The organism is Priestia sp. USM5, from assembly GCF_058323215.1.
This window is the reverse complement of sequence record NZ_JBSGKN010000001.1, coordinates 3,940,555-3,955,617: the sequence shown is the minus strand read 5'-3', so window position 1 is coordinate 3,955,617 and position 15,063 is coordinate 3,940,555. Positions and strand designations below refer to the sequence as shown.

The window sequence follows — 15,063 nt, the reverse complement described above, 5'->3', positions numbered from 1 at the left end:
GTGGATATAGTTCATGAAGCCTGTAGCAATCATTAGCACTGGCGTTATGTCTGAGCTTCGAAATAAGTGCATTTGCATAATAACCAAAAACGAAGGTATTTTACAATTAATTTTTAGAAAAATAACATCATTTGGAATAAAAATTCCTTTCTCTGCCTATACTGATGGATAACAAACAGATAGTAAGTGAGGGGTAAATTATGCTATATCTTCATGATGTATGGGTTAATTGGTTTGAAGGCGAAGAAAACGGTTATAATGTGTGTCATTTCCATGAGTGGAGAAAAGACGATTGTGTAGAACTGCTCGATCAAGCACCGTTATTAAAAGTAAATCCGCTTTTATTTCATTACATTGAAAATGATCTTTCCGAGCTACCTCAACAACTACTACAAGATGTCTATCAGAAAGCATACATTCGGAAAAATCATGAGCGCACGCAGGTTGAATATTGTTTTATTGTTACAGATGGAACGAATATTTTAGCAATTGATACGATGGGCTATCATATCCCAATTCGAAAAAGCCGCTTAATTCCAAGACAAGAACAGTTAGTTTATGAGATGATTGCGGATCAAGAAGAGCTAGAATATAAGTTCAGTGAAGACGAGCTAACTAAAAAAGAGCATCATATTCTTTCGCCGTCTCCTGAAACGATGAGAGGGCTAACACGTAAAGAACGTCAGCTAAAACAGCTGTTATTTATGGCACTTGATCAGCTACATACAACAAAAAATACAGCTCAAATCCGCTACTGGTACACAGAGTGGAATCCAACGAAATACGAAGACATTCAAGAGATGCCGTTTCAAGACGTATGGAATCAGCTATACGATGAAACGAAGTCAGGGTGGTCACCGAAACATAAATTATTATGCGAGCGCTTAGTAAAAGGACAACCTTTCTTTGAAAAACTTTGGGAAATTGAACAAGAGCCAAAAGTGAATTGAAAAAACGACTGCATAGCAGTCGTTTTTTTTTTTAACGTTTACGGCCAATTCCCATTGCGTTTCGCATTTTGCGAAGCATTTTATTAGCCGTTGCATTTGCTTTATCGGCACCTTGATCTAAAATATCATCTAACTCGCTAGAATCAACTAATTCATAATATCTTTCTTGAATTGGAGCAAGTGCTTCAGCTACTACTTTAGCTGTGTCAGCTTTAAAGTCACCATAACCTTTGCCTTCGTACATTGCTTCAATGTCTTCGATTGATTTATTTGCTAGGATTGAATAAATGCTTAATAAGTTTGAAATACCTGGCTTATTTTCTTTATCGTAGCGAACAATACCTTCTGAATCCGTTACGGCACTTTTGATTTTCTTTTCAATCGTTTTAGCGTCATCCAAGAGCGTAATAAAAGCTTTTTGGTTTGGATCGGACTTGCTCATTTTTTTCGTAGGATCTTGAAGAGACATGACGCGTGCGCCCACTTTTGGAATACGTACTTCAGGAATAGTGAAGATATCATTGTATTTTTTGTTAAAGCGCTCAGCTAAGTCACGCGTTAATTCTAAGTGCTGCTTTTGATCTTCACCAACTGGAACCAAATCGGTGTTGTATAAAAGAATATCAGCTGCCATTAGTGGAGGATAAGTTAATAATCCTGCTGATACTGCTTCTTTTCCAGCGGACTTATCTTTAAACTGAGTCATACGCTCAAGTTCACCGATATACGCTACGCACTGTAACATCCATCCTGCTTCCGTGTGGGCGGGCACTTCTGATTGAATAAATAAAGTTGATTTTGCTGGATCAATTCCTACTGCTACATACAGAGCAGCAAGGCTGCGAATGTTTTTACGAAGTGCTAAACGGTCTTGAGGCGCTGTAATTGCATGCTGATCTACAATACAAAAATGACAGTTATAGTCATGTTGAAGTTCAACAAATTGCTTCATCGCTCCAATGTAGTTACCTAAAGTGATTGTACCGCTTGGTTGAATACCTGAAAAAATTGTTTTCATCAAATCTTCCTTTCATCTGCACATATATGATGCTAGTTTACGTATACAACATAAAAAGGCCCATCCGCTCCTAGCATAAGCTAGGGGCGAATGGACCGCGTTGCCACCCTAATTAGCACACATTATTGTGAACTATCTTTATTCATGTAACGTTGAGATCAACGTTCAAGCTTTGCACTTGAAAGCTCCAAAGTCCATTCTGCAGGTTTCAATGTTTGTTCTCACCAGCCACAAACTCTCTAAAAATGAAAATTCTGCATACTACTCTTTTTCACAGCTTTAATTATATAGTTATTCGTTATTATAACGCGAAAAAGCAGGAATTTAAACATCTTATCGCTAAAAAGTTTTATAAGACAATTTACTGGAATTTTTCTTCGGCAAAAAAAGACAAGAACCTTTTAATTAAAGCATTTCTTGATGAAAATTTGGTGGAGGATTTGGTAAAAATCTTTTATTTAGTATTTCTAATGCCTTTGTAATACTATTGTAATACCTATACTACAAAAAAGATTTTAGACGTCTGACAAGTAGGCACAATCCTTATAAGATAAGGTTTTTTCCCTCATGACAAAAAAATACCATTAAATAATAGTATTGCAATAAATTTTTAAAATATTTATAATAGGCGTAACAAACATATTTTTTACAAAGGTATTACAATTTCTTAATTTTTCAGAAAAAACAAAATAGCCAATGTTTTGTTTCAATTAGCGAATTTTGTAATGAATGAGTCTTCTACATATTAAGCGCATACATTGGATTTACAGCATGTAAACAATTGATGACAGTTTCATAGGGTAGAAGAATAATTTTGCAGTGAGGTCTTTAGCACTCTACTACGTGAAAAAATAACTGATTATTTTGTATTGAAAGAGGATTAAGAAATTAGTGCATATCAAAAAAATATGGTTGCCACACAAACAAAATTTAATAGGGGGTAACACGCAATGAAGAAAAGGTTGTCAATTCTTTTCAGTTTGCTGCTTGTAATGAGCTTGTTTTTAGCTGCATGTGGATTTAACAAAGAATCTGGTGGCAGTGAAAATGCTAGCAGTGATGGCGGCGACAAGAAAAAAGAGCAAGAGCTTCGCGTAAACATTAAAACTGAGCCTTTCTCACTGAACCCAGGCTTAGCTAATGATTCAACGTCATCAAACGTATTATTACAAACATTTGAAGGTTTAACTCGTATTGGTAAAGATGGGAAACCTGAAAATGCCATGGCGAAAGATGTAAAGGTCAGCGATGATCAAACTAAATATACGTTTACGATTCGCGACGATGCAAAATGGTCAAATGGTGACCCTGTAACAGCAAAAGATTTCGAATATGCATGGAAATGGGCGTTAGATCCTAAAAACGAATCTCAATATGCATATCAATTATACTATGTTAAAAATGCACAGGCTGCTAATGAAGGAAAAGGTTCATTAGATGATGTTGCCGTTAAAGCAACAGATGATAAAACGCTTGAGGTAACATTAGAAAACCCAACGCCATATTTCTTAGAATTAACAGCTTTCTATACGTACTTCCCAGTGAATACGAAAATTGCTGAATCAAATGAAAAATGGTACACAAATGCAGGCGAAAACTATACGTCAAACGGTCCTTTCAAGCTTAAAACTTGGAAACATAACGACAAAATTGAGTTAGTTCCTAATGAAAACTATTGGGATAAAGATGCTGTAAAACTTAAAAAAGTTGAAATGTACATGATCAATGATAACAACACTGAACTTTCAATGTTCAAAAACGGTGAATTAGACTGGGCGGGTATGCCTACCGGTCAATTACCAGCTGATGCACTTCCTGAATTAAAGAAAGACGGTTCATTAAACATTCAAGAGATTGCAGGTACTTACTGGTACAAGTTTAATACAGAACAAAAACCTTTAGACAATGTGAACATTCGTAAAGCATTAGCTTATGCAATTGATCGTAAAGGTATTACAGAACAAATTACAAAAGACGGTTCAGTTCCAGCGATGGCGGCTGTACCACCAACAATGTTTGAAGATAACAAAAAAGGCTACTTCAAAGACAATGATGTGAAAAAAGCAAAAGAATATTTAGAAAAAGGCTTGAAAGAAATGGGCCTTAAAGATGCTTCAGAACTACCAGCAATTAAGGTTTCATACAACACGGATGAAAAACATGCAAAAATTGCACAAGCTGTTCAAGATATGTGGAAGAAAAACCTTGGTATTAAAGTACAGTTAGACAACTCTGAGTGGGCTGTTTACATTGAAAAGTTACACCAAGGAGATTATCAAGTTGGGCGTATGGGCTGGTTAGGAGACTTTAACGATCCAATCAACTTCCTAGAGTTATTCCGTGACAAAAAAGGCGGAAACAATGATACAAACTGGGAAAATCCAGAATATAAAAAGTTATTAATTGACTCTCAAAAAGAAACAGATCCTAAAAAACGTCAGGCAATGTTGAAAAAAGCAGAAGGTATCTTCATGGATGAAATGCCAGTGGCACCAATCTACTTCTACACAAATGCTTGGGTACAAGACAAGCAGCTGAAAGATGTTGTGATGTCTGGTCTTGGAGACATTCAGATTAAGTGGGCTCATTTTGAGTAAGTAACATCAATTATGACAAAGGGTATATGGGGCCTGGTGCTCCATATACTTTTCTTTCTTGTGCGCGAATTTTGTAAAAATATGGAGGTGTGTCAGGGTGTTCAAATATATAGGAAAACGACTTATTTATATGTTTCTATCATTATGGCTGATCGTAACAGCGACCTTTTTCTTAATGCGTGCTGTTCCAGGAGGTCCATTCACATCAGAAAAGCAGCTTCCCCCTGAAATTCAAAAAAATCTAAATCAGTATTACGGTTTAGATCAGCCTTGGTACCATCAGTACTTTGATTACTTAACATCAATTTTAAAGTGGGATTTTGGTCCATCTTTCAAATATAAAGGCCAAACGGTAAATGATTTGATTAACGGCGGATTCCCTGTTTCATTCATGCTAGGGATGGAAGCTATTTTAATAGCGATTGCTATTGGCGTAGTACTAGGTGTTATTGCTGCTTTAAAACATAATAAGTGGCAAGATTACACGGCGATGGTTATTGCAGTTCTAGGAATCTCAGTTCCAAGTTTTATCATGGCAGCGGTATTACAATACGTTCTGGCTATGAAACTACAAATTTTTCCGGTTGCACGCTGGGAATCTTGGGCACACACGGTGTTACCAGCTCTCGCGCTTGCTTCAACCCCTATGGCGTTTATCGCACGATTAACTCGGTCGAGTATGCTTGAAGTATTAAGCAATGATTATATTCGTACAGCGAAAGCAAAAGGTTTAAGCAGAGGCGTTATTACAGTTAAGCACGCCATGCGAAATGCGATGCTTCCAGTCGTATCCTATATGGGACCTTTAGTAGCAGGGATTTTAACGGGTAGCTTTGTTATTGAAAAAATATTTGGTATCCCGGGATTAGGTTCACACTTTGTACTCAGTATCTCAAACCGAGATTATACAACGATTATGGGCGTAACGGTGTTCTACAGTATTTTACTACTTTTTTGTATCTTGCTTGTAGATATTGCATACGGCTTCATTGACCCTCGAATTAAACTTACAGGTGCTAAGAAAGGAGAGTAACTATGCAGCAACTTCCGAAAATTCCTAAAGAAATGTTTGAAACAGCAGGGATTGACCACGCTCAGGCAGAAAAGATTGAAAAACCGAGTCTTTCATTCTGGCAAGATGTTTTTATTCGTTTTCGCAAAAATAAGCTTGCTATGTTTGGTGTAGTACTAATGGTTCTCCTTGTTTTTATGGCTATATTTGGTCCATTGATGGTGAAATATGATTATGCAACCAATGATTTGCTGAATGCTAATCAGGCTCCATCTTCTGAGCACTGGTTCGGTACAGATGAATTAGGGCGTGATGTTTTTGCTCGTACGTGGGAAGGCGCTCGTATTTCATTATTTATCGGGTTAGCAGCAGCTTTAATTGATTTATTCATCGGCGTAGTTTGGGGAAGCATCTCTGGATACCGCGGCGGCCGTACGGATGAAACAATGATGCGTGTTGCGGATATCTTATATGGTGTTCCTTACCTTTTACTGGTTATTATTTTAATGGTTATGCTTGGCCAAGGGTTAGGCACGATGATCTTGGCGATGACCATTACCGGCTGGATTAACATGGCCCGTATTGTACGTGGACAAGTATTGCAGTTGAAAAACCAAGAGTACGTAATGGCTTCACAAACATTAGGAGCAACAACAAAGCGTATTTTATTTAAACATCTTATTCCGAATGCAACAGGTCCAATTTTAGTAACAATGACACTAACGATTCCTTCAGCAATCTTTACAGAAGCATTTTTAAGCTACTTGGGACTAGGCGTTCCGGCACCGCTTGCAAGCTGGGGAACAATGGCTTCAGAAGGCTTACCTGCTTTGGAATACTATCCTTGGCGCTTATTTTTCCCAGGTTTGTTTATCTGTTTAACAATCTTAGCGTTCAACGTAATTGGTGATGGATTACGAGATGCGTTAGATCCAAAACTACGTAAGTAAGGAAGTGAACTCATATGTCACGTTTATTAGAAGTAAAAAATTTAGCTGTATCATTTAAAACATATGGCGGAGAAGTTCAAGCTGTTCGCGGCGTTAACTTCCACTTAAATAAAGGTGAAACGCTAGCAATTGTTGGTGAGTCAGGATCTGGTAAAAGTGTAACTTCACAAACAATCATGCGCCTTATCCCGATGCCTCCTGGCCGAATTAAAAGCGGTGAAATGCTGTTTGACGGCATTGATTTAGCAAAGAAAACGGATAAAGAAATGGAAGCTATTCGCGGTAAGGATATCGGTATGATTTTCCAAGATCCGATGACTTCTTTAAATCCAACAATGAAGGTTGGAGCTCAAATTGGTGAAGTCGTAATCAAGCATTCCAAAGTATCTAAAGCGGAAGCGAAAAAACGTGCAGTCGAGTTATTAACGCTTGTAGGCATTCCTTTTCCAGAACAGCGTGTGAATCAATATCCGCATGAATTCAGCGGAGGGATGAGACAGCGTGTTGTCATTGCGATGGCTCTTGCTTCTAATCCGAAATTACTGATTGCTGATGAACCAACAACGGCGCTTGATGTAACAATTCAAGCTCAAATTTTAGAGTTGATGAAAGACATTCAGAAAAAAACGGATACATCTATTATCTTTATCACCCATGATCTTGGTGTAGTAGCAAATGTAGCAGATCGAGTAGCCGTTATGTACGCTGGTCAAATTGTTGAAACGGGCACGGTGGATGAAGTGTTTTACGACCCAAAACATCCGTATACGTGGGGACTCCTAGCTTCTATGCCAAGCTTAGATAACGAGGCGGAAGAAGAGCTGGCTGCTATTCCTGGAACGCCGCCAGATTTAACGAATCCTCCAAAGGGAGATGCATTTGCAGCGCGAAATCCGTACGCAATGAAAATTGATTTTGAGCAAGAACCTCCAATGTTCAAAATATCGGATACGCACTATGCAAAAACATGGCTCTTACATCCGGATGCACCAAAAGTAGAGCCGCCTGCTTCAGTTCAGCGCCGCATGCGTAAAGTTGATAATGTATACAGTACACCTGTACTCGTAGCGAAGGATGGTGAATAACATGACAGATAAATTATTAGAGATTAAAGGCTTAAAACAACATTTTTTCACAAGTAAAGGAACAATTAAAGCGGTTGATGGTCTGACGTTTGACATCTTCCGCGGAGAGACGTTAGGTCTTGTAGGTGAATCTGGTTGCGGGAAGTCAACGACAGGCAGAACGATTATTCGTTTATATGACGCTACTAGCGGTGAGGTGCTATTTAATGGCGAAGATGTACATGGTCGCAAATCTCGCTCGGAGCTTAAAAAATTCAATCGTAAAATGCAAATGATTTTCCAAGATCCATATGCGTCACTTAACCCTCGTATGACCGTAGCAGATATCATAGCAGAAGGCATTGACATCCACGGTTTAGCTAAGACGAGAAAAGAGCGTATGGCAAAGGTTCACGAGCTTCTTGAAACAGTGGGGCTCAACAAAGAACATGCAAATCGCTATCCACATGAGTTTAGTGGCGGCCAGCGTCAGCGTATCGGTATCGCAAGAGCACTGGCAGTAGAACCTGATTTTATCATCGCAGATGAACCAATCTCAGCTTTGGATGTATCTATACAAGCTCAAGTTGTTAACTTAATGAAGAAGTTACAGCGTGAACGTGGACTAACCTATTTATTTATCGCCCATGATTTGTCAATGGTAAAATACATTAGTGACCGCATCGGCGTTATGTACAGAGGTAAGATTGTAGAGCTTGCACCAAGTGATGAACTTTATCGAAACCCTGTTCATCCATATACAAAAGCGTTGCTTTCAGCTATTCCGCTTCCCGATCCTGACAGTGAAAAAACGCGTCAGCGCAAAATTTATGATCCAAGTATCCATGATTATAACGGTGAAGAACCGGAGCTTAGAGAAGTATCTCCAGGTCACTACGTGTCTTGTTCTCAAGCAGAGTTTGCCGCATATACAACCTAACAAAAACGATCTCACAACGAGGTCGTTTTTTATTTAGTTATCAAAGAACGCTAAACTTTAAATTGGAAAAAACATGTAAGAACAAGTGACATTAGCGCTTTACAGGTATTATACAATACAGGATTAGAAAATACTATTAAAAATTTTCAGAATTTTATATTTAAGACAAAATATCTATGTTAAAACCTTATAACTAAAGGAATATAAGTGATTAATAATGTTGTGTATTGAATAATAATTCATAAATATAAAAGAAGGTAGACGTATGCCTACCTTCTTTTTATAAATCTGCTAAGATATCGCCGTCTTTACGATTTTTGTCAATTTTTAATACTTGATCTGCCGGCTGATAAGACGCACCATATATTTCTTTGTCTTTGTAAGTATGAATTAACTCGTACGTTTTTTTCATTTTATTTAAAATGCTTTCCTCTGTTTCAGAGGTAGGAGACCAGTATAGAATTTCCATCTGATTAACTTCATTTGTAGCTAATGAGCGGCGGTTATAGCCGATTGTTTGAGCATGCTTAAAGTCTGCACGTTTATAAAAATGCAGTCTTTTTGCTGAGTCTGAATCTTTATAGTCTATAGGCTCTACTTCTAGGATAATTGGTTTGTTATGTTGTTTTAACTCATCAATTAATTTACCGCCAAGCCCTTGACCTCTAGCGTCTTTTGAAACAAAGAGGTAATCAATAAAGATAAATTGGTCTGTTTCCACGTACATTAATACGTGATGAGGTCCTTCATTTTTATGATAAATATCGCTGCGTTCTTGTAAAAGCGTTTCGATATGCTTCTTTGATTTCATTTCTTCAATGGGGAAATATTGACTTAGTTTTTCATACCAATTCATAGCACCCTCCTACTGATCTTTTCATGATGATGTTCATAATAGTGTTTAAACAGTTATCTTATCTTTACCCTTTTTAGGGAAAAGTAAGCATCTATAATTGAAAATAAGGAAAAATAATAGATTTATTATTCTTAATAGTCAGGAAATTATAGCGGAATAAGAACATATAATGTAAAAAATGGTTTTTATTATATTTTTATTGTAAGTTTATTTGTGAAAATCACAAAAAACTATCGCATTTTTTGTGATTTTTGATAAAATGAACAAAGTGAAGTTTTTTTAATATTGTATTTTATAGATGTGATAGCGGTATAAATGCAGGTGTGGAACTTGCAATATCAGATTTTTAGTACATACACTGCCTAGAATTATTTGTTTGAAAAATAAGTTAATTAGCCGCTATTAAATGAAATGGACATGTTAGGAGAGAGAATTATGCAAGGGAACACGCAAGAAAAAGAATTAAGCCGTGGACTTGAGGAAAGACATATTAGCTTAATGTCTTTAGGCGCAGCTATCGGAGTTGGACTGTTTTTAGGTTCTGCATCCGCTATTCGGTTAGCAGGTCCTGGTATTCTTATCATGTATGGAATCAGTGGTCTTATTATGTTTTTTATTATGAGAGCGTTAGGTGAAATGGCAGTACAAAATCCAGTAGCCGGTTCTTTTAGTAAGTATGCTAACGATTATTTGGGACCACTCGCTGGTTATTTAACAGGCTGGAACTACTGGTTTATGTGGATTATTACATGTATGGCTGAAATTACAGCCGTTGGAGTATATATGGATTTTTGGTTCCCGGGTGTGCCCCAGTGGATATGGGCACTTGCAGCGCTCGTTATCATGACAGGCGTTAACTTTTTAGCTGTAAAAGCATATGGTGAACTAGAGTTTTGGTTTTCTCTTATTAAAGTAGTAACGATTATCCTTATGATTGTGCTTGGTCTAGGCATGATTATCTTTGGAATTGGAAATGGCGGCATTGCAACAGGAATCAGTAATTTATGGAATCACGGTGGCTTTTTCCCGAATGGTATGAAAGGTGTTCTTCTATCACTTCAAATGGTTATGTTTGCTTACCTCGGTATTGAAATGATTGGGGTAACAGCAGGAGAGGTGAAAAATCCGGAAAAGACGTTAACAAAAGCAATTGATAATGTACTGTGGAGAATTTTGATTTTTTACATTGGAGCTTTGTTTGTTATTATGTCTATTTATCCTTGGCCAGAGATCGGAACACAAGGAAGCCCATTTGTTTTAACATTTGATAAAGCTGGAATTCCCGCTGCAGCAGGGATTATAAACTTTGTAGTGTTAACAGCGGCTTTATCTTCTTGTAACAGTGGGATTTTTAGTACAGGCCGTATGTTATTTAATTTAGCTCAGCACGGGGAAGCACCAAAACGCTATGCCAATTTAACAAAAGGCGGCGTGCCTGGTGCAGCAGTTATTGCTTCAGCTGTTGTACTGCTACTCGGAGTTGGCTTAAACTATGTTGTTCCTGATAAGGTGTTCACGTGGGTGACAAGTATCGCTACTATTGGAGCGATTTGGACATGGGGAATTATTTTACTTTCTCAAATTCGCTTCCGCAGAGGATTAAGTGATCAGCAGGTAAGTGATTTAAAATATAAGCTTCCGTTCTTCCCGTATACGTCGTATCTCGCTCTTGCTTTCTTAGCGGGGGTAGTAGTGGTGATGGGTTTCTCCTCTGATACAAGAATAGCCCTTATTGTAGGTCCGATATGGTTTATTTTGTTGGTTATTATTTACTATTCAAAAGGTTTTCATAAAAGATAAAAAATAAGGCTGAGACAAACCTATTTTTGTTGAAGGGAAATCCGAACGCGTTGAATTCTTGATTAAGAATCTAACGCGTTCGGATTTTTTTGTTTGTAGGGTGAACGTAGGTTTACTGTATGTAGGGGCTTCTAGCTGTTGATTGGAGGACAAGGCGAAGACTTCTGCGGGAAAAGCGAGACAGGCTCACCGCCCGCGGAAAGCGAAGTCTTGCATGGAAATGAACAGCGGTGTCACAAGCGCAATCCACACGAGCTCATATATCCCGTCTGTTCATCTATAGATGAATGGAGTTATGTCTCAGCCGCATTTTTTTCCAAAAGAAAATGAAGGATTTATTATTTCACTTTTTGCTTTAGTGTGCTAATATATTATATTGTTAAACAAATGAAGAAATAAATAATTTCTATGTTTTAATAGATTAGCATCGAGCTTTCTATGTCAAAAGTTTAAGCTTTTAGAAAGCAAAAGGAGACACAGCAAATGAAAGACAAAAAATGGGGACTTTGGTTTTTAACAGCCTTTGTAGTTGGTAATATGGTAGGCGGCGGAGTATTTATGCTTCCTTCTAATTTAGCAAACGTATCAAGTCCAATTGGTTCAACACTTGCTTGGATTGCAACAGGTCTTGGCGTGTTCATGATTGCTCTTGTGTTCGGGAACTTAGTTATGAGAAAGCCTGAATTAAAAGGAGGGCCTCAAAGTTATGCAGCGAACCTTTTTTCATCGCCTAAAGCAGGTAAAGTAGCTGGGTATAGCATGGCTTGGGGTTATTGGGCAGCAAACTGGGCTGCAACAGCATCTGTCATCATATCGTTTGCGGGATATTTAACAACGTTCTTTCCAGTAATGGAGAGTAAGGATATTTTATTTTCAGTCGGAGATTTTCAATTAGAAGCTGGGAAATTTATTACGTTTTTAGTATGTTCTGTTGTATTATGGGGAATTCAAGCTATTTTGCAGCGAGATATCAATAGCGCCGGTAATATTAACTTTATCACAACGGCAGCTAAAATTATTGGATTCGGTTTATTTATTGTTGTGGCGCTATCGCTATTTAGCGCATCCAACCTCGTCAGTACAGAATTTGTTAATTCAAAGGGTATAAATGTAGGATTAGGAAGTCAGGTCAATGGAGCAGCCATTGCTACGCTGTGGGCATTTATCGGAATTGAATCAGCTGTACTGTTATCTAATCGTGCAAAATCACAAAAAGTAGTAAAGAAAGCAACGCTGCTTGGATTATTAATCTCAATGGTTATCTATGTGGGGATTACGCTTCTAGCTATGGGGATTCTTTCGACAGCTCAGCTTCAGCAGTCTCAAAAGCCTTTGGTAGATACGTTAGAAATGGTTATTGGACATAAAGGTGCTTACGTAATGGCCATTTTAGCACTTATATCTTTATTAGGTTCTACTGTTGGATGGATTGTTGTTAGTGCAGAAGTTCCTTATCAAGCAGCAAAATCAGGGTTGTTTCCACAGTGGTTTGCTAAAACGAATCAGAACAATAGTCCAGCCCGCTCACTAACATTAACAAATGGCTTAACACAGTTGTTTTTGTTTGCGACTATTTCAGGCACAGTTTCGCAAGCCTATAATTTCGCTATCGTTGTAGCTACTCTTGCCTATTTAGTTCCTTATTTCGTGACGACAGTTTATCAATTAAAGCTTATTGTGACGGGTGAGACGTACGACACGATTAAAGGATCGCGAGTAAAAGACGGAATTATTGCTTCGTTAGCACTTATTTATTCGCTATGGGTGATTAAGACAGGGACAGCTGATTTAAAAACATTTTTCCTAGGCATTGGATTATTTGTAATCGGGCTTTTACTGTATCCTATCTTAATGAGACGAGGAAAAAGCACATCAGCTATTAAATAAATAAGAGATTATCTCAAAAGCTTTGCAGAAAAGTCATTTCTTCTGCAAGGCTTTTTTAGTGACTGAAAAGTTCGAGGAATTTGTGAAAGAAAAAAATAATAAAAAAATGAAACTAATCTACAGGTTTATTCGTAATAGTAGTGTGGTAAATAAATAATGAAGAAAATCGGTAATGAAAATAATGACAGTGAAGGAACGAACTAATGTACTAGTTCACTTTAAAAAGTATATCATTCCGATGAAGTTTATAGTATAATGCAAATAGATATTATTTTTTAAAAGTAATTATAAAGTAGTATCGATTTTCATTATCAGTCATTAAATATTTACACTCGTTGAAGTTTGTATAAAACAACATGATTTACAGTTCATGTTTTGAATGTTATGACCGATTATGATAGAAGGAGTGAAGGAGTAAATGGTTACATTATATACATCACCAAGTTGTACATCTTGTCGTAAAGCGAAAGCTTGGTTAGAGGAAAATGATATTGGATATACAGAGCGTAATATCTTTTCAGAGCCGTTATCAATCGATGAGATTAAAGAAATTTTACGTATGACAGAAGATGGAACAGATGAAATCATTTCAACACGTTCGAAAACTTTCCAAAAACTAGACGTTCAGGTAGACGCTATGCCTTTACAAGATTTGTATGAATTAATTCAGCAAAATCCTGGCTTATTGCGCCGTCCGATTATCATTGATGAAAAACGTCTACAAGTTGGTTATAATGAAGACGAGATCCGTCGTTTCTTACCACGTAAAGTGCGTACTTTCCAACTTCGCGAAGCTCAAAGACTTGTGAATGGTTAATTTTTATATTTGTCTGTTTAAGATTTAAATACGAAACCAACCAAGTAAGGTTTGCTTGAAGTTGGTATATAAAAAATAAGCAGCAGGGAGCCAAATGGCCTCTGCTGCTTATTTTTTGTCGAAATAGCAGGGAAAATGAAGTATATATGTAATTAATAAAGAAAGAGAGTAATTAAACATATAAAAGTGGTGGTGAACGGATTGGAGCTTTTACAGCTAAAATATTTCCAAGTAGTTGCTAGACTAGAACATATCAGCAAAGCGGCTGAAGAGCTATACGTATCTCAGCCTGCGCTCAGCAAAACGATTTCACAGTTGGAAAAAGAGCTAGGCATTCGTTTGTTTGATCGAAACGGTAAATACATTAAATTAAATCGGTACGGTAAAGCGTTCTGTTCCAAAGTAGAACGTGCTTTAAAAACATTAGAAGACGCAAAGCATGAGCTAAAGGATATGTCGAACGATCCATGTGAAGAAATTCGTCTTGTTGTGTTAGCTAGTTCACATTTACTTCCAGAGCTATTAAGCAGGTTTCGTGAGCAATATCCTCAGGTGCGTTTTCGGCTAATGCAGCATTTGACTAATAGCTATTCACAGCCTGATTTTGATTTATGTATTTCAGCTTTTCCATTAACAACCCGTCAGATCGAACATACTCCTTTACTTCGTGAATCGATTTTGCTTGCAGTCCCTCTTGATCATCATTTAGCCAAGCAATCACGTGTAAAGTTAAATGAACTTAAAAATGAGAAATTCATTGTGCTAAAGAAAGGGAAAGAGCTAAGAAAAATAACGGATGCGATTTGTAAGGAACAGAATTTTGTACCTCAAATTACGTTTGAAAGCGATGATCCAGCAACAGTGAGAGGTTTGATTAGAGCGAAGCAAGGAATAGGTTTTATTCCTGAAGTGACGTGGGGAGGTTCTACAGGAAAGGATGTAAAACTGCTAAAAATTGAAGAAGAAACATTTGAACGTACAATCTTTTTAGCTTGGAACAATGGAGGCTACGTGACGGATTTACAACAAATCTTCAGGCAGTTTGTGATTGATTATTTTAAACATTTACCCTCGGATATGCCTCATGAATACATATAAGAATCATGACTAAATGTCATGGTTTTTATTTCTTTTTCGAATAAATCTAAAATGAACAGTAGAGAAAAACTGCA

The 15,063-nt window shown here is 37.3% G+C and carries 13 protein-coding genes and 1 other annotated feature; of the genes, 11 read left to right on the top strand and 2 right to left on the bottom strand.

The window, feature by feature from the left end; all coding sequences use genetic code 11:
• Positions 1-13: 13 nt before the first annotated feature.
• Positions 14-172, top strand: coding sequence for a hypothetical protein (locus ACWATA_RS20820; protein ID WP_155017005.1), 159 nt, complete (start codon positions 14-16; stop codon positions 170-172).
• Positions 173-200: 28 nt separating this feature from the next.
• A complete protein-coding gene (locus ACWATA_RS20815) occupies positions 201-950 on the top strand; it encodes a YjbA family protein (protein ID WP_028412368.1) in 750 nt (249 codons plus the stop codon).
• 31 nt (positions 951-981) lie between these two features.
• On the opposite strand, the gene trpS is transcribed toward ACWATA_RS20815, so the two are convergent.
• A complete protein-coding gene (gene trpS, locus ACWATA_RS20810) occupies positions 982-1,971 on the bottom strand; it encodes a tryptophan--tRNA ligase (protein WP_028412367.1) in 990 nt (329 codons plus the stop codon).
• A gap of 76 nt (positions 1,972-2,047) precedes the next feature.
• Positions 2,048-2,252 (bottom strand) — a binding site (T-box leader).
• 666 nt (positions 2,253-2,918) lie between these two features.
• Between trpS and ACWATA_RS20805 the strand changes: the two genes are divergently transcribed.
• The 5 genes from ACWATA_RS20805 (at position 2,919) to ACWATA_RS20785 (ending at position 8,531) form a co-directional block, all read left to right on the top strand.
• Complete coding sequence (locus tag ACWATA_RS20805; protein WP_014461587.1) at positions 2,919-4,565, top strand: peptide ABC transporter substrate-binding protein; 1,647 nt, start codon at positions 2,919-2,921, stop codon at positions 4,563-4,565.
• A 97-nt stretch (positions 4,566-4,662) separates the two neighbouring features.
• Positions 4,663-5,598 (top strand): ABC transporter permease, encoded by a 936-nt coding sequence (locus tag ACWATA_RS20800; protein WP_013055415.1) that lies wholly within the window; start codon positions 4,663-4,665, stop codon positions 5,596-5,598.
• A 2-nt stretch (positions 5,599-5,600) separates the two neighbouring features.
• Positions 5,601-6,527: an ABC transporter permease gene (locus tag ACWATA_RS20795; protein ID WP_014461585.1), complete on the top strand. Its 927-nt coding sequence runs from the start codon at positions 5,601-5,603 to the stop codon at positions 6,525-6,527.
• Between the two features lie 14 nt (positions 6,528-6,541).
• On the top strand, positions 6,542-7,612 hold the full coding sequence (locus tag ACWATA_RS20790) for an ABC transporter ATP-binding protein (RefSeq protein WP_028407470.1): 1,071 nt from the start codon (positions 6,542-6,544) through the stop codon (positions 7,610-7,612).
• Between the two features lies 1 nt (position 7,613).
• On the top strand, positions 7,614-8,531 hold the full coding sequence (locus ACWATA_RS20785; protein WP_367033021.1) for an ABC transporter ATP-binding protein: 918 nt from the start codon (positions 7,614-7,616) through the stop codon (positions 8,529-8,531).
• Between the two features lie 280 nt (positions 8,532-8,811).
• Here ACWATA_RS20785 and ACWATA_RS20780 read toward each other — a convergent pair whose 3' ends face one another.
• Positions 8,812-9,387: a GNAT family N-acetyltransferase gene (locus tag ACWATA_RS20780; protein ID WP_028412363.1), complete on the bottom strand. Its 576-nt coding sequence runs from the start codon at positions 9,385-9,387 to the stop codon at positions 8,812-8,814.
• Positions 9,388-9,822: 435 nt separating this feature from the next.
• Between ACWATA_RS20780 and ACWATA_RS20775 the strand changes: the two genes are divergently transcribed.
• From ACWATA_RS20775 to ACWATA_RS20760, 4 genes are all read left to right on the top strand, one after another.
• A complete protein-coding gene (locus ACWATA_RS20775; RefSeq protein WP_028412362.1) occupies positions 9,823-11,187 on the top strand; it encodes an amino acid permease in 1,365 nt (454 codons plus the stop codon).
• A gap of 483 nt (positions 11,188-11,670) precedes the next feature.
• Positions 11,671-13,074: an amino acid permease gene (locus tag ACWATA_RS20770; protein ID WP_047751651.1), complete on the top strand. Its 1,404-nt coding sequence runs from the start codon at positions 11,671-11,673 to the stop codon at positions 13,072-13,074.
• A gap of 418 nt (positions 13,075-13,492) precedes the next feature.
• A complete protein-coding gene (gene spxA, locus ACWATA_RS20765; RefSeq protein WP_013055422.1) occupies positions 13,493-13,891 on the top strand; it encodes a transcriptional regulator SpxA in 399 nt (132 codons plus the stop codon).
• A 201-nt stretch (positions 13,892-14,092) separates the two neighbouring features.
• Positions 14,093-14,989, top strand: a complete 897-nt coding sequence (locus ACWATA_RS20760) for a LysR family transcriptional regulator (protein ID WP_028412360.1) — start codon at positions 14,093-14,095, stop codon at positions 14,987-14,989.
• The last annotated feature ends 74 nt before the right edge of the window (positions 14,990-15,063 follow it).